Source organism: Streptomyces sp. AC550_RSS872 (assembly GCF_019049285.1).
Taxonomy (GTDB): Bacteria; Actinomycetota; Actinomycetes; order Streptomycetales; family Streptomycetaceae; genus Streptomyces.
On sequence record NZ_JAGMUL010000015.1, the window covers coordinates 23929 to 42009 of the forward strand.

Below are 18081 nucleotides of genomic sequence, written 5' to 3' on the forward strand. Positions count from 1 at the left end.
GCCCCGCGTGCGCCCCCGCGCACCCTGATGGCCGGATCTTCGCGCCCGCAGACGGTCACGGACGCCAACAATGGGGCACGCGCTCAAGACCATGAACGTGACGAACGGCGAGCTGAAGGGGCACCAGTGATCCGGGTCCTTGTGGTGCACGACGCGTCTCTGGTTCGATCGGTGCTGGCCGAGTGGCTGCGCAGAGAGCCCGACCTGGGGGTGTACGACGCCCCCTGGCGCAGCGCGCCCGCCCGCGTGCGGTCCGTGCGACCGGACGTGTGCGCGGTGGACCTGGAGTGCTCGGACGCGTACGGCATCCCACCGCTGGCCGAGCTGCGCGTGCGGGACGAGGGACGGACACCACCGCACCTTCTGGTGCTGGCCAGCGTGAACCGCCCGGGCCTGCTGAAGCGTGCCCTGGAGGCGGGGGCGCTCGGCTACGTCGACAAGGAAGGCTCGCCGGACCGTCTGGTGCGCGGAATCCGGCGCGTGGCCGAGGGGGAACGTTTCGTCGACGACTCGCTGGGCTTCGCCTTCCTCAAGGCCGCCGAGATGCCGCTGACCCGGCGGGAGCTCAGCGTGTTATCCCTCGCGGCGGAGGGGGCCTCCGTCGCGGAGATCGCGGGGAGTCTGCACCTGTCCCACGGAACCGTGCGCAACTACATGGCGGCCATCACCCGCAAGACCGGGGCCCGCAACCGCATCGACGCGATCCGCATCTCCCAGGGCGAGGGCTGGCTCTGACTGCCTCGCCGATACGGGAGTCCAGCCCCCGACGAGTTCGCGATAGCGCACGGAGGACCTCAGGAGCTCGTCATGGGTTCCGTACGCCGTGTCGCGGCCGTCCATCATCAGCACCCGGTCGGCACGGCGGGCCGAGCTGATGCGGTGGGCGACCACGACCAGGGTGCCGCCGGAGCGGGCCGCGAAGGCGCGCTCCGCGCGCGCCTCCGCCTGCGGATCGAGGTGGCAGGTCGCCTCGTCGAGCAGCGCGAGCGGGGCGCGCGACAGGTGGGCCCGGGTCAGCGCGATCAGCTGCCGCTCGCCCGCGGACAGCGCCGCGGGGTCGACCCGGGCCGTCAGCCCGCCCAGCACGTCGAGCAGCGGTGCCAGGCCCACCGCCTCGGCGGACGCGAGCATCTCCGCCTCGGGAACGCGGTCCGGCCGCAGATGGGCGAGGTTCTCGGCGAGGCTGCCGGTGAACACGTACGCCTCCTGTGGGATGAGGACCCGGCTCGCGAGCGCCTCCGGCGTGGACGCGGGGTCTCCGTTGACCCGGATCGTGCCGCGGCGGGGCTCCAGCAGCCCGGCGATGAGTGCGGTGAGTGTGGACTTGCCGATGCCGCTCGGTCCTACGACGGCCAGGTGGGAGCCCGACGGAAGGGCGAAGTCGAGGTCTTCGATCACGGGGGCCGCACGGGGGCCGTAGGCGAAGGTGACGGAGGAGAGGGTGAGGGCGTTGCGCTCCGCGGTATCCCGTCGATCCCGTGGGGGCGGTGCCGAACCGGAGTCGGGACCGGGCCCGGCGGCCCCCGCCGGCGCCAGCCGCCGTACCACCACCGCCAGCCTCGATCCGCTCGTGCCCAGGCCGTGGACCAGGTTGTGCAGGGCGGGCAGCAGGGACTGGGTGACGTAGGCGAGGGCGCCGAGGAGGGCGCCGGTGGTGACGCCCTGACCAAGGAGCCAGGGCGCGGTGGCGAGGAGCAGCACGATCGGGAGCTGGCCGCCCAGGGCGAGGGCGGCCACGCGCAGCACGCCGAAGCGGGCCAGGGAGCGGGCGGCCCGCAGTTCGGCGTCCACCAGGTCGCCGGTGCCGGCGGCCACGCGGTCCTCCGCGCCGGACGCCGTGATGTCCCGCAGGCCCGGGCAGACGGCGCCGAGCCGGTCGGCCAGTGCCTCGTCGGCCGCGAGGAACGCCTCCTGCCGACGGGCCAGGGGACCCAGCGTCGCCGCGAACAGACCCACCCCCGCGGCCAGCGGAGGCAGGACGACGAGCAGCAGCAGCGGGGCGAGCGAGAACAGGCCGACCAGCGCCCCCACCGCGGTGAACAGGAACGACCGCGACACCATCACCAGCCCCGCGAAGGTGTCCCGCGCGATCTCCACCTGCTGGGTGAGCCCGGACAGCGCCCCGCGGTCCGCCTCCCGTACCCCTCGCTCCACCACCCGCGTCACGAGCCGGTCCCGGAGCGGTTCGACGAGCGCCGCGACGGCCGCGTACACCCGAGCCGTGCCGTACGCGCCGAGGACGACACCGAGACCGGCGACTCCGAGCCACCCGAGCCCGGCCTCCGTCCGGCCTCGCAGGAACCCGTCGTCCAGGGCGCGGGCCGGGGCGTATCCGATGAGGAAGCTCTGCCCCGTCTCCAGCACGGACCAGAGCCCGAGCCGCAGCAGAACCCCCCACCGGGACCGCAGGAAGCGCAGCCCGCGCGAGGAGAGGCCGCCGGCCGCACCCGTCCCGCCGCTCATGGGCACGCCTCGTGCGCCGATGCCGTTCCCGTGAACGCCTCCCGGTACGCCGCCGTCTCCCACAGCTCCTCGTGCCGCCCCACCGCCCGCACCCGCCCGCCGTCCAGCCAGGCCACCGCGTCGGCCCGGGCCGCCGTGGCCGCCCGGTGAGCGACCAGGAGACGGGTGGCGGACGAGCCGCCACCGGCCAGGGCCTCGGTGATGCGTGCCTCGGTCACCGTGTCGAGGCTGGACAGCGCGTCGTCGAGGATCAGCAGGCGGCCGCCGTGGGCGAACGCCCGGGCGAGTCCGAGCCGTTGGGACTCGCCGCCGGAGCGCGGGGCGTCGGCCAGTGGGGTGGCGTAACCGTTCGGCAGGCGGCGTACGAAGTCGTCCGCGGCGGCGGTGCGGGCGGCCTCCCGGACGGCCGTGGGGGAGGGGGCCGGCAGACCGAGGCCGATCGCCTCCTCGACGGTGCCGCCCAGCAGGGCGGGGCGTTCGAAGGCGTAGGCGACCGCGCGGCGCAGGTCGTCGTGGGTCAGCTCGCCCAGCGGGACGCCGTCGAGCAGGACCTCGCCGTCGTCGGGGTCGGCCAGCCGCCCGGCGATCGCGGCGAGCAGGGACTTGCCCGCGCCGGAGCGGCCGACCACGGCGAGGGTGGTCCCGCCGGGGACGATCAGGTCGATCCCGGCCAGCACGGTGTGCCCCCCGCGCCGGGCGGTCACGCCGCGCAGCTCCAGTCGGCCGGGGCCGGGCGGCAGCCGGCGGCTGCCGTGGGCGGGTGCGGGCTCGGTGACGATCTCGCCGAGGCGTCCGGTCGCCGCCCGGGCGCGGGCCACGCTCGCGAGTCGGGCGACCAGCACGCCGACGCCGGTCGCCAGAACCGCGTAACGGGACGCGGCGAGCACCTCGCCGACGGACAGCCGGTGCCGGACGAGCAGGACACCCGCGACGGCGACGACACCCAGGTGCAGCAGCGGGGCCACGGCGACCGCCTGGGCGGCGGCCCGGCCCTGCACCTGCCACATGCGGTGCCCCGCGCGGGAGAGTTCGGGCAGCGGCCGCAGGATCCGCGCCGTCTCCCGGTCCGCCGTACCGGCCGCCGCGATGGTGCGACGGCCGTCGACGGCCTCGGCGAGCGCGGCCGCGATCCTGCCCTGTTCCTGCTGGTAGCGCGTCTCGCAGCGGGAAGTGTCGCGGGCGAAGGCACGCAGCAGGGCGGCCAGCACGGGCGCCCCGGCGAGGAACACGACCGCGAGCCATACGTCGATCAGGCCGAGGGCGACGATGCCCCCGACCGGTCCGGCGAGCGCGGCGAGCAGCGCGGCACGGGCGGCCGGAGCAGTGCCGGCCTGCGCGGCGTTGCCGACGAGCCGTGCGACCAGGTCGCCGGCCCCGAAGCGGGCGGTGACCGCCGGGCCCACGGCCAGGACGTGCCGGGTCAGCCGCCCCCGCAGCCACGCGGTCGTCCGGGCGTCGACGGTGCCGACGAGGACGCTCTGGCAGCCGTCGAGCAGGGCGAGCAACAGGACGAGCCCGGCGCAGCACAGCACCCAGCCCGTGGCCGGGGCCCGCGCCAGAACGAGGTCCAGGGCCCGGCCGAGCGCGGTGGGCAGCAGCAGCCCCGCCCCGGTCGCGGCCGTACTCACCAGGCACAGGGCCACGGTGCGGGACCCGCTGTGGCGCGTGGCCGCACGCAGCAGCGTGCGGGACGGCGCGTCGGCAGGAGTCGGAGTCGTCATACGGCTGCGGCCTCGCTCCCTGGTCCGGGCAAGGGCCCCGGGCGGCCCCTCCCGTGAGGGGAGGGGGCTGCCCGGGGCCGCGAGTGCACTCGGTCTGTCAGAGACAGAGCGAGATGCTGGCCTGGCTGGCGCACAGCAGCAGGCTCGCGACGCTTCCGCCGCCGGTGTGCTCCTCGGTCTCCATCGTCTGCAGGTCGAGCAGTGCCATCTCGTTGTCCTCTCATTCCGTGGGGACGGGTTGTGTCACGACTGCGTCAGGTGACGGAGCCGCGCTCTCGGGGCCGCGGTGGCGGCGGGAGGAAGGGCAGGTGGGCCGGGGGCGTGCCGCCCGGGTCGGCGGCGAGGGCCGCTCCGAGCGCGAGCAGGCAGCCGGCCGTTCCGGTGCCGAGGTCCATGGAGAGCCGCATCATCTGGTGCCCGGGGAAGGCCAGCTGGCCCTGGTAGGACATCGCGTACCAGCCGAGCCCGGCGATCTGCCCGGCCCGACGGTCGGCGCCCACGTCCGGTGCGGTGGTGCGGCTGAGGTGAAGGATCATCCCGGCGCGCCCCTGGAAGAGGCCGGGCTGGGCGTAGAAGCGGGAGGTGGCGGCGGTGAGGATGCCGGAGCGGGCCTGCTCCAAGGCGCCGACGTCGTCACCGGCGTGGGCGAGGTAGTCGTCGAGGACCATCCCCACGCCCACGCTTCCGTCCCCCAGATAGGGCATGGTCCGCCAGCCCTCGTCGACCTCCAGCGAGCCGCCCTTCTGCTCGACGCAGCACGCCAGGTCCTGGCGCAGCGCCTCACCGGCGGCGTCCAGCAGTGGGCGGTCGCCGGTCCGTTCGTACTGGCGCAGCAGGAACAGCGCGGGACCGCTCGCCCCTCGCATCAGTCCGGCGCGCGGCCGGGGGCCGGAAGGGGGCGGTGCCGCGAGACGCCGTACGAGGATGTCCGCGGCCTCCGCCGCCCGCTCGCGCAGCTCGGGCTCGCCCGTGGCGTCCGCCAGGCCGCCGAGGACCAGCCCCAGCCCGGCGAGCCCGCCGCGCAGGTCGGAGGAGAGGCGCTGCCACCGCTCGCTCAGGATCATGTCGACGAGGTCCAGGGCGCGCTGCCGGTGACCGAGCAGGTCCAGGACATGGGCCACGCCCGCGAGCCCGTCGTACAGGCCCAGCGGGGAGCCGATCGGTGGCGGGTCGGTGCGGTCGAGCAGCCAGCGCTCGCCCTCGTCGTAGCGCTCGGCACCGGTCGCGGCGAGCGCGTACAGCACGCCGGCCGCGCCGTGGGCCAGACCCAGCCCGCCGCCGTCGGAGAACTGGGCGACGTCGCCGGGGAAGAGCCGGTCCTCGCGCTCCGGAGTGGCGGAGGCCAGCAGCGCCTTGACCATCGAGTCGCGGCTGTAGGGCCAGTCGCCGGGCTCCACGAAGGACGCGGGGACCGTGCGGGCCGTGGATCTCCGGAGCGCGGCGGGCCCGCCCGCCTCAGCCCCCGCACGTGCTGCCCCGTCCCGGCAGATCTCGGCGACCGCCTCGTCCAGGAACGCCCGCGGTACGTCCGGGAACTGGCCCGCGATCACGTCCGCCAGGTGGGCGGCCTTGTCGCGGTCCACCACGAACAGCGAGGTGAGGGGGAGGAAGATCGCCAGTCGCAGACAGGCCAGCGCATAGCGGTCGACGTCCACGCCCCTGCGGTCGGCCGGTGCCAGGAAACCGGGGTGGGCGACGACCTGGCGGCCGTTCACGCCGACCGGAGCCGCGGCCTCGAAGTCGAGCAGGAACACCGACTCGTCGTCGGGGGCGACCATGATGTTGAAGACGTGCAGGTCGTTGAAGACGATCCCGCACTCGTGCACCGTCTCCACCGCACGCTCGACGGCCCGGTGGACGCGCAGCGCCCAGGCTGTGTAGTCGGCCACGGCACGCGGATCGGGGTCCGGGCCGATCAGCGGGTGCCGCTCGGCGAAGAAGGAGTTGAGGGGGCGCCCTTCCACGAAGTCCATGACCAGGAAGCTGTGGTCGCCGAGCTGGAACCAGTCCCGCACCTCGGGCACCACGCCGGTCCCCGCCAGCTGCTCCAGCGCGTACCGCTCCCGCTCCAGCCGGGCCACGGCGTCCGCGCCGTCGGCGGCGAGCCCCGCGTGCGGCCGGCCCTCTTTCAGGACCACCTTGCGCCCGTCCCGTGTGTCGGTGCCCGCGTACACCCCGCCGCCGTTGGAGAAGTGCAGCGCCTTCTCGATGCGGTACGGCAGCTCACCGACCGTCGTGGTGTTGCGGGCCGCCAGCTGCGGCGCGAGGAACGCGGGCAGCGTCACCCACTCGGGCACCTGGAAGGACGGCGCCCGCCGGTCCGGCACCAGCTGCCCCGCCCCGTCCCGCACCGCCGGTACCAGCGAACCGCGGTCGTCCACGACGAAGAGACGCGCGAAGGCGCCGTAGCGGACGTACAGCGGGCCCTCGTCCCAGCGCAGATCGGTGAGGATGTACGGCCCCTCGAACCCCTCCAGCAGCCGGCCCAGCTCGCGCAGCACCAGGTGGAGCTGCTCCTCGTCGGCCGGATAGACGGTGACGAACTTGCCGCTGGAGTCGCGGCCCGCGTACTTGGCGTTGCGCAGGTGCAGCAGGTGCGGGCCGGGCACGAACTTGAACGGGATGCCGCGTGGCACGCAGTAGTCCCACACGATCCGCGCGATGTCCTCCGCGTTCGCCAGGGTGGCCGAGGCATGGATCTTCCAGCCCTGGGCCGGGCCCGGCAGCGGGGCGCCGTCCGGGCCGACCGGCGTCAGAGTCAGCCAGTCGCCGATCCGCGCCGCCGTCCAGCCCTCGGGGGTCTGGCGCCGCGCCGTCTCGTACAGGCGCCCGGTTCCCTGCCGGTCGGCCGACAGCCGGTCCGGTGTCTCGTAGAAGTGCGGGTCGGCGAGCGCGTACACCTCGTAGCGCCTGTCCATACATCCCCCTCCGCCGGCTCGGCACCGAGACTTCCAGCGATACGGCGGCTACGGACAGTCACTACTGTCACGAGATCACCGTGCGAAACGCATGCGTCAACACATGTTCGGTGCCTTTCGAGCAACGGACTCCCCACGGCTCCACGGAACGGTCACAGGGGCTGCGCAGGTGTCTCATAAGCGCTGTAATGGCGGACGTGGTCGGTGAGGGCGCTGCGGAACGCGGAACGAGGACCCTGCGTGCCGAGATCGCCCTCAAGACGGTCGCCGCCGACCCGGACTCGCCGCAGCGGCTGCGCCGGGTGCTCGAACAGGCGCTCGTCTTCAGCGGGGCGACGCTCGCCGCGGTGTACGCGCCCGGTGAGGACGAGGACCTGCTGTGCCTGGTCGAGTCCGCCGGTGTGCCGAGGACCCTCTACGGGCTGCGCGACAGCTACCCCCGCTCCGGCCGGTCCGCGGCGGCCGACGCCCTGCGCACCGGCCACCCGGTGTGGCTCGGACCGGCGGAGCTCGCCGCCGGCGCGGCATTCCGACGGGCACCGGCCCGGGACTTCTTCGTGGCCGCCCTGCCCGCCCACGGCGGCGGTGGCTGCCTGCTGGCCGTGAGCGAGCACCCAGGCGGCTTCGACGCCGACGACCGCGCCTGCCTGGAGCTGATCGCCGACGCCGTCGCCTTCCCCGCCCCGCCCGCGGCTGCCGAAGGCGGCGAGCTGCCCGCCAACGCGTTCAGCCTCGCCATGGACTCCGGCCGCGTCGAGGTCGGCGACGACATCCTGGCGCTGTTCGGCCTTGGCCCCGGCGACTTCGACGGCAAGGTCGAGACCCTGCTGGGCCGGACCGTCCCGGAGGACCTTCCGTCTCTGATGTCCGTCGTCGAGGCCGACCACATGTCGCTCGGCGACCGCGAGCTGGAGTTCCGCGTCCTTCAGCCGGCCGGCCCGCCCAAGTGGCTCAGGCTGCGCGGCCGCCTGCTGCCCGGCGGCGAGGGCCTGCCCGCCCGTCTCGTCGGCACCGTCGCCGACGCCTCCACCCTGCGCGCCGAGATCACCGACGTGGCCCGCGTCCAGCGCCTCGCCGCCGCCCTCGCCACCGCAGGCACCGTCCGCGACGTGAGCCACGCCGTGGTCACAGCGCTGCGCAAACCTCTGCGCGCCGACCGCATCGCGCTCGCCGAGCTGGAGAACGACCGCCTCGTCGTCACCGTCCTCGACCCGCCCGAACCCGAGTCCTGGCCCGAGCTGTGGCGCCTTGAGTGGCGTACCGAATGGCCGGACGCGCCCGTACGTGCCATGCCCACCCTCGCCGCCGCCCTGCGCGAGGGCCGCGCCCAGATCTGGCCCGCCGGCACCCCGCTGGAACCCGCCCTCGCCGACGTCGGCCCCGGTGGCCTCGCCATCCTGCCGCTGCCCGCCGGGGGCCGGATGGCCGGCGCCTGTCTGATCGGCTGGGACGCCCCGCACGACTTCGGCCCCGACGAACGCGCCCTGCTCACCGCCTCCGCCGGCCTCGCCGGCCAGGCCCTGTCGCGTGCCCACGCCTTCGACGCCGAGCACGAACTCGTCGGCATGCTCCAGCGCCAGCTGCTGCCCCGCCGCCTGCCCCGGCTGCCCGGCGCGGAGGCCGTCGCCCGGTATCTGCCCACCACGGCCGGACTGGAGGTCGGCGGCGACTGGTACGACGTGATCCCGCTGCCCGACAACCACGTGGCCCTCGTCATCGGCGACGTCCAGGGCCACAGCGCGGCCGCCGCCACCCTCATGGGCCAGATGCGCACCGCACTGCGCGCCTACGCAGCCGAAGGACACCCCCCGGACGTCGTCGTCCACCACGCCAACCGCCTCCTCATGGAGATGGAGACCGACCTCTTCGCCACCTGCTGCTACGTCGACGTCGACCTGGAGGAGGGCTCCGCCTGGTGTGTGCGCGCCGGCCACCTCCCGCCCGTCCTGCGGCACCCGGACGGCAGCACCGAGATCGCCGAGGCGGAGGGCGGCCCACCGCTCGGCGTGCTGCGGCAGGCCGACTTCCCGATGAGCCCGATCGGCCTCCGGCCCGGCATCGTGGTCGCCCTCACCACCGACGGCCTCGTCGAGTCCGCCGACGCCGACATCGACACCGGCATGGACCGGCTCGCCGACGACCTCGCCCGCTCCGACCCCGCCCACCTCGGCCTCGTCGCCGACGCCCTGCTCGTCGGCGCGCGCCGCAGCGACGACATCGCCCTGCTCCTGATGCGCTACGACGGCATGGCCGTACGCCCGCTCCGGGAGAGCTGGACGGTCTGGCGGGTCCCCGAGGCCGTCGGTCACGCCCGCCGCTTCACCCGGCGCACCCTGCGGACCTGGGGCGTGACACCGCCGGACACGGACACCGTCCTGCTCGTCGTCTCCGAACTCGTCACCAACGCCCTGGTGCACACCGACGGCCGGGTCCGCCTCGACCTCACCCTCGTCCACCACCGGCTGCGGGTCGCGGTCGCCGACTCCTCGCCCCGCACGCCGGTCAAACCGGCCAGCATCAGCTGGGAGGCCACCGGCGGCCGCGGCATCCTCCTCGTCGAGGCCATGGCCGCGGAGTGGGGAACGGTGCCCGTCAGCGGCGGAAAACAGGTGTGGAGCGAGATTCCGCTCAGCGGATGAGGCCGGATCTCGACGCAGGTGAGGCCGTGTCGCGGTGAACGGCAGGCGGCACAGCAGCGGCGAACAAGCCAATCCGGGACCGTCAAATCGGCGGAATCGGGGCTAAGGTGAACCGATGAAGGCTCTCGTGCTGTCCGGTGGCGCCGGTACGCGCTTGAGGCCGATCACGCACACTTCGGCCAAACAGCTCGTGCCGGTGGCCAACAAGGCCGTGCTCTTCTACGGGCTGGAATCCATCGCAGCGGCCGGCATCACCGACGTCGGCGTGATCGTCGGCGACACCGCCGCGGAGATCCAGGACGCCGTCGGCGACGGTTCCAAGTTCGGTCTGGAGATCACCTACATACCCCAGGAACGCCCGCTGGGCCTGGCCCACGCCGTGATCGTCGCCCGCGACTACCTGGGCGACGACGACTTCGTGATGTACCTCGGCGACAACTTCATCGTCGGCGGAATCACCGGCCTCGTCGAGGAGTTCCGCACCCACCGCCCCGACGCACAGATCCTGCTCACCCGCGTCCAGGACCCGCGCTCCTTCGGCGTCGCCGAACTCGACGACGCGGGCCGGGTCATCGGCCTGGAGGAGAAGCCCGAGCGGCCCAAGAGCGACCTCGCCCTGGTCGGCGTCTATCTGTTCACACCGGTGATCCACGACGCGGTCCGCGCCATCACCCCGTCCTGGCGCGGCGAGTTGGAGATCACCCACGCCCTCCAGCACCTGATCGACGCCCGCGCCGACGTGCGCTGCACGGTCATCAGGGGCTACTGGAAGGACACCGGGAACGTCGCCGACATGCTGGAGGTCAACCGGACCGTCCTGGAGGGACTCGCGCGCCGCATAGACGGGGACGTCGACGACGCCTCGGAGGCCGTCGGACGCGTGGTCGTGGAGGAGGGGGCGCGCATCGTCAACTCCCGCATCGTCGGCCCCGCCGTCGTCGGCGGCGGCACCGTCGTCGAGGACTCCTACGTCGGCCCCTTCACCTCCATCGCGGAGAACTGCCGTATCACCGACAGCGAGTTGGAGTTCTCCATCGTGCTGCGGGACTCCTGCATCGACGGGGTGGGCCGCATCGAGTCCTCGCTCATCGGCCGGCACGTCCAGGTCACCCCCGCGCCCAGCGTCCCCAGCGCCCATCGACTCGTCCTCGGCGACCACAGCAAGGTGCAGATCCACACATGAACCTCCTCGTCACCGGCGCCGCCGGGTTCATCGGCTCGACCTACGTCCGCACCCTGCTCGCCCGCCACGCACCTCACGCGCCCGAGGCGCCCCGGATCACGGTGCTGGACAAGCTCACCTACGCCGGCACCCTCGACAACCTCGAACTCGGCCACCCCCGGCTGGAGTTCGTGCACGGCGACATCCGGGACGCCGAACTCGTCGACAAGCTGATGGCCGCGGCCGACCAGGTGGTGCACTTCGCCGCCGAGTCCCACGTGGACCGCTCGATCACCGGCGCCGGCGACTTCGTCCTCACCAACGTCGTCGGCACCCAGACCCTCCTGGACGCGGCCCTGCGCTACCGGGTCGCACCCTTCGTGCACATATCGACCGACGAGGTCTACGGCTCCGTCGAGTCCGGCTCGGCCACCGAGGAGCACCCGCTGCGGCCCAGCTCGCCGTACTCCGCCTCCAAGGCCTCCGCCGACCTGCTCGCCCTCGCCTACCACCGCACCCACGGCCTCGACGTCCGCGTCACCCGCTGCTCCAACAACTACGGCCCGCACCAGTTCCCCGAGAAGGTCATCCCCTTGTTCATCACCAACCTCCTCGACGGCCGGCAGGTCCCCCTCTACGGCGAGGGCCTCAACGTCCGCGACTGGCTGCACGTCGACGACCACTGCCACGGCGTCGACCTCGTGCGCACCCACGGCCGCCCTGGCGAGGTCTACAACATCGGCGGCGGCACCGAGTTGAGCAACAGGGACCTCACCGCCCTGCTGCTGAAGGCCTGCGGCGCCGGCCGGGACCGGGTGCGGCACGTCGAGGACCGCAAGGGCCACGACCTGCGCTACTGCCTCGACTGGAGCAAGGCCCGCACCGAACTCGGCTACCGGCCCCGCCACGACTTCACCGCCGGCCTCGCCGCCACCGTCGCCTGGTACCGCGAGCACCGCGACTGGTGGGAACCCCTCAGGCGGCGCGTCGACGGGGGGCACGGATGAGGTGGCTGGTCACCGGCGCGGGCGGCATGCTCGGGCACGACGTGGTCGACGAACTCCGCGCCCGCGGTGAGCAGGTGGCCGGCCTCGCCCATGCCGCCCTCGACGTCACGAGCCCCGACGCCGTCGACCGCGCCTTCGCCGCGTACCGCCCCGAGATCGTCGTCAACTGCGCCGCGTACACGGCCGTCGACGATGCCGAGCAGGACGAGGGACGGGCCCTGCGCGTCAACGGCGACGGACCCGGCCTCCTGGCCCACACCTGTGTCACGTACGAGGCCCGCCTGATCCAGATCTCCACCGACTACGTCTTCGCCGGGGACGCCGACGCCCCCTATCCGGAGAACCACCCCCCTGCCCCGCGCACCGCCTACGGCCGCACCAAACTCGCCGGAGAGCGAGCCGTACTGGACGAACTCCCGGCCGCGAGCGCCGTCGTGCGCACCGCCTGGCTCTACGGGGTCCACGGCCGCAGTTTCGTCCGCACGATGATCGAGCTGGAGGCGAGCCGGGACACCGTCGACGTCGTCGACGACCAGCGTGGCCAGCCCACCTGGACCGCCGACGTCGCCGCGGCCATCGCCGACCTCGGCCCCCGCGTCGGCCGCGACGCCACCGGCGTCCTTCACGCCACCAACGCCGGCGAGGCGACGAGGTACGACCTGGCCCGCGAGGTGTTCGCCCACCTCGGCGCCGACCCCGACCGGGTGCGCCCCGTCACCGGCGACGCCTTCTCTCTGCCCGCACCCCGCCCCGCGTACAGCGTCCTCGCGCACGGCCGGCGGCAGCGGCTCGGCCTTCCGGCACCGCGGGACTGGCGCACCGCCCTGCACGAAGCACTGCCCCGGATCCGCAAGGAGGCCCTGCGTGAAACGCCATGAGTTCCTGCGGGAACTGCACAAGGCCAGCGGCAACCGCAACTACCTGGAGATCGGCGTCAACGACGGCCGCAGCCTCAGACTCTCCCGCGTCCCCACCATCGCCGTCGACCCCGCCTTCAAGGTCGTCACGGAGATCCGCTGCGACGTCCACCTGGTCAGGGCCACCAGCGACGACTTCTTCGCCCGCGACAACCCGCTGGTCCATCTCAGGGGCGGGCGGCACCCGCTGCGCAATCTGCGCCGGGGCCGCAGTCCGCTCGGGTACTGGCGGCGTACCGTCCTCGACCTGGCGTTCATCGACGGCATGCACCTGTTCGAGTACGCGCTGCGGGACTTCATGAACATCGAACGGCACTCCGACTGGACCAGCGTGATCGTCTTCGACGACATGCTGCCGCGCAATGTCGACGAGGCGGCTCGGGACCGGCACACGAGTGCGTGGACCGGGGACGTGTACAAGATCGCCGAGATTCTCGGGCGGTACCGGCCTGACCTGGTGACCGTTCTTGTCGACACCCGGCCGACGGGGCAACTCGTGGTATTCGGCGCCGATCCTCGCAGTACGGTGCTGCGTGAGCGGTACGACGAGATCGTGGCCGAGTACGAGGTGCCCGATCCACAGAAGGTGCCCGAGACGATTCTGGATCGGGCGGGGGCGCTGGCGCCGGAGGCGTTGCTTCAGTCGGGCTTCTGGCGGCCGCTTGCGCGGGCTCGGTCGTTGGGGATCAGGCGGTCACGGGGGTGGGAGCCGTTGCGTACGGCCGTGGAGGGTGTTGCCGGTCGCCGTTCGTAGGGCCGGGATGGTTGTGGCTGGTCGCGCCCACGCGGCGGAGCCGCATGTTGATACAGCCCGCGTCCCCAGGGGGTTGCCGATCCCCGCGTCAGGCGCGACCGTCTCGCAACTGCTGGTAGCGCGCCGCACAGGCCTCGTATGTCGGGAGCAGCCCGGTTTCTCGTGCCTCGGCCAGTGACGGAGCCTGTGCATCCTTGGGGGACAGTACGGGCGCGATGTGCCCGGGCCAGGCGATGCCCAGCTCCGGGTCCAGCGGGTCCAGGCCGTGCTCGCGCTCGGGGGCGTAGCCCGTCGAGCACAGGTAGATCACGGTGGCGTCGTCGGTGAGGGCCGTGAAGGCGTGGCCGAGGCCTTCCGCGAGGAACGCGGCGTGGTGGCCGGTGTCGTCCAGGCGCATGGCCTCCCAGCGGCCGAACGTGGGGGAGCCGACGCGGATGTCGACGACCACGTCGAGGACGGTGCCGCGCACACAGGTGATGTACTTGGCCTGGCCGGGAGGTACGTCCGAGAAGTGCACGCCGCGCAGGACGCCCCGGCGGGAGACCGAGCAGTTGGCCTGGGCCAAAGCCAGGTCGTAGCCGGTGGCCTCGCGGAACTCCGTGCCGCGGTACCACTCGTGGAAGCTGCCCCGGTCGTCCGGGAAGACCTTGGGCTCCAGCGCCCAGGCCCCTTCGATGCCGAGGGACCGCATGCCGTCACCTCCTCCGGGCCCTGGCGCGCACGCGGGCCGCCGTTCGTCCCAGGGCCGTACCGAGCCTGCGCCGCGCCCTGCGGACGAGGCGCCGCAGCGCACTGGGCCGAGGGGCCCGCACCACGCGCACTCCGCCGGCCCCCGCCCGCACCGCGAACGGCAGCGTGAGGTAGCGCGGCCCCGGCGTGCCGAGCGCCGCCCGCCAGGTCGCTCCCCGTAGCTCGCCGGGGGGCAGCACGGCGTCCAGCAGCGCCCCGGATCCGTGCGGGGACAGGCCGGCGGGCACGTCATGGGCGGTGCCGGACGAGGTGAGACGGAGCGACAGGTCGGTGCCTTCGTCTGGGACGTGCAGGGGCAGCAGCGCGCGCAGTCGGCCGCCCTCGACCGTGACGCCGTCCGGCTCGATGGCGCCCAGGCCTACGCGGTGGGTCGCGCGGTCGACGTCCAGGGCGAGGTTCGCGTGCGGTGAGGTCCAGTAGGGGAGGACCACATGGCCGGCGGCCACGGCGGCGTACGGGCTCGGGCGGTTCGCTCGCGGGGCGGGGCCCAGGCGGCACTCCTTGGTCCAGCCGCCCAGCTTCACGCGGACGAAGGCGTCCCACAGGCCGGCGCCGGTGAGGGCGGCGGGGTCGACGGTGGCGGTCGCGCGCAGCAGCAGACGGACGCTGCCGTCCTCGCCGGCCGGCACCTCCTCCCGGGTGAGATCCACCCGCTGGAAGTACTGGGCGGCACTGGCGCGCTCGCGCACCAGCAGGTCGGCGGTGGCCTTGCCGAACCGGGCCACGGTGTCGGCGTCCACCCAGGCGACGGCCGCGTCCAGGTTCTCGGGCGGGCCGTCCAGAGGTGTGCGGGCCGTGCCGGCGGCGAAGGTCATCGGCCGGCCGGCGACGGCGTACTCGGCGGTGAACGCGACCCGCAGTGTGCCGTCCTCCCAGGCCACGCGCTCGGGGACGGCCGTGAGGGCGATGGCGGCCTCCCACTCGGCGAAGGCCTCGACGTCGTCGTACCGGTCCGCGGCGATCAGCGCGGCGACGACCTGCTGCGTCGGCTGGAGCCCGGCCGCCACGCCGGGCCCGAAGCGTTCGACGACGACCTGGTGGATCTCCTCGAAAAGGTCCCGGCGATAGTCGGGCGGGAGGGCGAGGAGGCGCCGCCCGCGCAGGCGCTCGACCATCTCCACGCGCAGCCAGCGCCGCAGGAGCCGATCCCGCAGCGGGCCCGGCTCGGTGTACCGCTCGACGACGTCCAGGGCCTCCCGGAGGTTCTTGAAGTACCCGCCGGGGTCGAAGCGCTGGAAACCGGCGTTCGAGGCGTCGTCGCGGCGGACGTGGTAGTAGCAGACGTAGTCGCTGAGCACCGAGACGTTGCTCGCGCGCAGATAGGCCTCCGTGACGAAGACGTGGTCCTCCAGCCGTCGTCTGCCCTCGGGGAAGCGCAGGCCGATGTCGTCGAGGAAGGCGCGGCGGAACATCTTGTGCGGGGTGAGGCTGTCGATCAGGGGCGCGTCGGCGACGGTGGCGCGCGGGTGGTTGCGGCGGAACAGCTCCACCGGCACCCCGCGGCGCTTGCCGGCCATCTTGCCGACGACGACATCGGCGCCGTTGGCCACGCCGTAGTCGTACATCCGCTCCAGGGCCTCGTCGCCGACGTGGTCGTCGTTGTCGACGAACATCACGTACTCGCCCCGGGCGGCGGCGATGCCGACGTTGCGGGGCTTGCCCGACCAGCCGGAGTTGTCCTGGTGAACGACGGTCACCCGGGGTTCCGCGGCGGCGAGGGCGTCGAGCCGGGCGGGTGTGCCGTCGGTGGAACCGTCGTCGACGAAGATCACTTCGTACTCGTCCGGCGGCAGCGACTGCCGAAGCAGGGATGCGATGCAGTCCTCGACATAAACCCCGGGGTTGTACACGGGGACGACCACGCTGACCTTGACCGGCATCGGTCTCCGAGCCCCCTAGGGGTCGCTGGGCGTTTACGTCGGATTACGGCGTTCGTGGCCAAATCCTAACCCTGTCACGCCTTTTGTCCACGGCTCAACGAGCGAGGCCGCGCGTGCTGTGCGGGACTTTCAAAAACACCCCCTGGGCGTGGAGAACCGGCCGAAGATCGCCCACGCCGGTAGCCTGGCGGCGTGCGCCTGCTGCTGATGTCCGACACCCACCTGCCCAAGCGCGCCAAAGCGCTGCCCGAGGCACTGCTCGCCGAACTCCCGCGCGCCGACGTGGTGTTCCACGCCGGGGACTGGGTCGACACGGCCACGCTCGACCTGCTGGAGAGCCGCTGCGCCCGGCTGGTCGGCGTCCACGGCAACAACGACGGTCCGGACCTGCGCGCACGGCTCCCCGAGGTGGCGTACGTCGAGCTGGACGGCCTGCGCTTCGGCGTGGTCCACGAGACCGGGCCCGCCCAGGGCCGCGAGACGCGGTGCGCCGCCCGCTTCCCCGACCTCGACGTGCTGGTGTTCGGCCACAGCCACATCCCCTGGGACACCACGGCCCCCACCGGCCTGCGCCTGCTCAACCCGGGTTCCCCGACCGACCGCCGTCGCCGGCCTCACTGCACCTACATGACCGCGACCGTGACCGACGGCCGCCTCACGGACGTGGAACTGCACCGGCTGCCTGCGCGAAACCCCTCCGCGGCCGACACACCCTGACGCGAGCCGCCCGCGGGCGTTCAGCGCCGGGTCGAAGAAGCCCCCGCACCCCGCGGGTGGATGGCGCCGGAGGTCGCCGTCAGCGGGGTGCCGCTGCCTCCCCAGCGCAGGGCGACGATCTCGGCGGCGACGGACACGGCGACCTCCTCGGGCGTACGGGCGCCGAGGTCGAGCCCGACGGGGGAACGCAGCCGGGCCAACTCGCCCTCGCCCAGCCCGGCTTCGACCAGCCGACGCATGCGCTCGTCGTGGGTACGGCGGCTGCCCATCGCCCCGATGTACGCCGCCGGGCGACGCAGCGCCTCTTCGAGGAGCGGGACGTCGAACTTCGGATCGTGGGTGAGCACGCAGATCACCGTGCGTTCGTCGGTGTCGGTGCCGCTCAGGTAGCGGTGCGGCCAGTCCGCGATCACCTCGACGCCCTCCGGAAAGCGTTTCGGCGTGGCGAAGACCGGGCGGGCGTCGCACACCGTGACCCGGTAGCCGAGGAAGTCGCCGATGCGGGCGACCGCGGCGGCGTAGTCGATCGCGCCGAACACCAGCATGCGCGGCGGCGGTGCGAAGGAGTGCAGGAAGACGCCGACCTCGTCCTCGCGGCGCTCGCCGTGCGGGCCGTAGTGTCTGAGGCCCGTGGCGCCGAGGGCGAGTTCGCCGCGCGCGTCGGCGGTCACCGCGAGGTCGAGGCCCGCGGCGCCGAGGGTGCCGGCGACCCGGTCCGGCCACACGGCGAGCGTCGCCCCGCCCGGCGCGGGCCCGCCGGTCACCGTCGCCACGGTCACCGGCCGGCCCGCCGCGACCGACTCGGCGACCTCGCCGAAGGAGGGGTCCGAGCGGGCCGTGACGGGCCGCACGAGCAGGGTGATCTCGCCGCCGCAGGTCAGCCCGACCGCGAACGCGTCCTCGTCGCTGTACCCGAAGGTCTCCAGCCGGGCCTCGCCGCTCGCCACCACCTCCTGCGCGAGCTCGAACACGGCCCCCTCGACACAGCCGCCCGACACACTGCCGACCACCTCGTCGTCCGGGCCCACCGCCATCGCGGCCCCCGGGTCACGCGGGGCGCTGCGGCTGGTGGCGACCACGGTGGCGAGCCCGAACGGCAGGCCCGCCGCGTACCAGGGGGCGATCACCGGGAGGATGTCACGCATGGTCGTGG

Annotated in this window: 13 protein-coding genes and 1 pseudogene; 7 read left to right on the forward strand and 7 right to left on the reverse strand. The window is 73.6% G+C overall.

All coding sequences use genetic code 11. The features are described 5' to 3' along the window. Window positions 1–27: 27 nt before the first annotated feature. Window positions 28–651: pseudogene (locus KUM44_RS06465) on the forward strand (LuxR C-terminal-related transcriptional regulator); the annotation flags it as partial. On the opposite strand, the gene KUM44_RS46720 reads toward KUM44_RS06465, so the two are convergent. The 4 genes from KUM44_RS46720 to lanKC form a co-directional block, all read right to left on the reverse strand. Further along, on the reverse strand, window positions 574–2463 hold the full coding sequence (locus tag KUM44_RS46720; protein WP_302185970.1) for an ABC transporter ATP-binding protein: 1890 nt from the start codon (window positions 2461–2463) through the stop codon (window positions 574–576). The pseudogene KUM44_RS06465 and the gene KUM44_RS46720 sit on opposite strands and share 78 nt — an antisense overlap. Continuing rightward, window positions 2460–4184, reverse strand: coding sequence for an ABC transporter ATP-binding protein (locus tag KUM44_RS06475; RefSeq protein WP_217206793.1), 1725 nt, complete (start codon window positions 4182–4184; stop codon window positions 2460–2462). Before KUM44_RS06475 ends, KUM44_RS46720 begins: the two co-directional genes overlap by 4 nt. Before the next feature lie 97 nt (window positions 4185–4281). Next, window positions 4282–4392, reverse strand: a complete 111-nt coding sequence (locus KUM44_RS06480) for a SapB/AmfS family lanthipeptide (RefSeq protein ID WP_217206794.1) — start codon at window positions 4390–4392, stop codon at window positions 4282–4284. 46 nt (window positions 4393–4438) lie between these two features. After that, complete coding sequence (gene lanKC, locus KUM44_RS06485) at window positions 4439–7102, reverse strand: class III lanthionine synthetase LanKC (protein WP_217206795.1); 2664 nt, start codon at window positions 7100–7102, stop codon at window positions 4439–4441. A gap of 188 nt (window positions 7103–7290) precedes the next feature. Here lanKC and KUM44_RS06490 point away from each other — a divergent pair, with 188 nt between their 5' ends. The 5 genes from KUM44_RS06490 to KUM44_RS06510 all read left to right on the forward strand — a co-directional run bounded on the left by KUM44_RS06490 (window position 7291) and on the right by KUM44_RS06510 (window position 13581). Beyond that, the gene (locus tag KUM44_RS06490) at window positions 7291–9741 is read left to right on the forward strand and encodes a SpoIIE family protein phosphatase (RefSeq protein ID WP_217206796.1); all 2451 of its coding nucleotides are present in this window, start codon (window positions 7291–7293) and stop codon (window positions 9739–9741) included. Between the two features lie 115 nt (window positions 9742–9856). Beyond that, window positions 9857–10924, forward strand: a complete 1068-nt coding sequence (locus KUM44_RS06495) for a glucose-1-phosphate thymidylyltransferase (protein WP_217206797.1) — start codon at window positions 9857–9859, stop codon at window positions 10922–10924. Then, on the forward strand, window positions 10921–11910 hold the full coding sequence (rfbB, locus tag KUM44_RS06500) for a dTDP-glucose 4,6-dehydratase (RefSeq protein ID WP_217206798.1): 990 nt from the start codon (window positions 10921–10923) through the stop codon (window positions 11908–11910). Before KUM44_RS06495 ends, rfbB begins: the two co-directional genes overlap by 4 nt. Further along, window positions 11907–12788 (forward strand): dTDP-4-dehydrorhamnose reductase, encoded by an 882-nt coding sequence (gene rfbD / locus KUM44_RS06505; protein ID WP_217206799.1) that lies wholly within the window; start codon window positions 11907–11909, stop codon window positions 12786–12788. The genes rfbB and rfbD overlap by 4 nt, the downstream gene beginning before the upstream one ends. Beyond that, entirely contained in the window at window positions 12775–13581 is an 807-nt protein-coding gene (locus KUM44_RS06510) for a class I SAM-dependent methyltransferase (protein ID WP_217206800.1), read from the forward strand. The genes rfbD and KUM44_RS06510 overlap by 14 nt, the downstream gene beginning before the upstream one ends. Window positions 13582–13669: 88 nt before the next feature. Here KUM44_RS06510 and rfbC read toward each other — a convergent pair whose 3' ends face one another. Together rfbC and KUM44_RS06520 are read right to left on the reverse strand one after the other, a co-directional pair. Continuing rightward, a complete protein-coding gene (gene rfbC / locus KUM44_RS06515; protein WP_217206801.1) occupies window positions 13670–14272 on the reverse strand; it encodes a dTDP-4-dehydrorhamnose 3,5-epimerase in 603 nt (200 codons plus the stop codon). 4 nt (window positions 14273–14276) lie between these two features. After that, the gene (locus tag KUM44_RS06520; RefSeq protein WP_217206802.1) at window positions 14277–16211 is read right to left on the reverse strand and encodes a glycosyltransferase; all 1935 of its coding nucleotides are present in this window, start codon (window positions 16209–16211) and stop codon (window positions 14277–14279) included. Window positions 16212–16403: 192 nt separating this feature from the next. On the opposite strand from KUM44_RS06520, the gene KUM44_RS06525 reads away from it, so the two are divergent. After that, window positions 16404–16928 (forward strand): metallophosphoesterase, encoded by a 525-nt coding sequence (locus KUM44_RS06525; RefSeq protein ID WP_217206803.1) that lies wholly within the window; start codon window positions 16404–16406, stop codon window positions 16926–16928. Between the two features lie 20 nt (window positions 16929–16948). Here the strand turns inward: KUM44_RS06525 and KUM44_RS06530 are convergent, their stop codons facing one another. After that, entirely contained in the window at window positions 16949–18073 is a 1125-nt protein-coding gene (locus KUM44_RS06530; RefSeq protein WP_217206804.1) for an XdhC/CoxI family protein, read from the reverse strand. Window positions 18074–18081 lie beyond the last annotated feature (8 nt).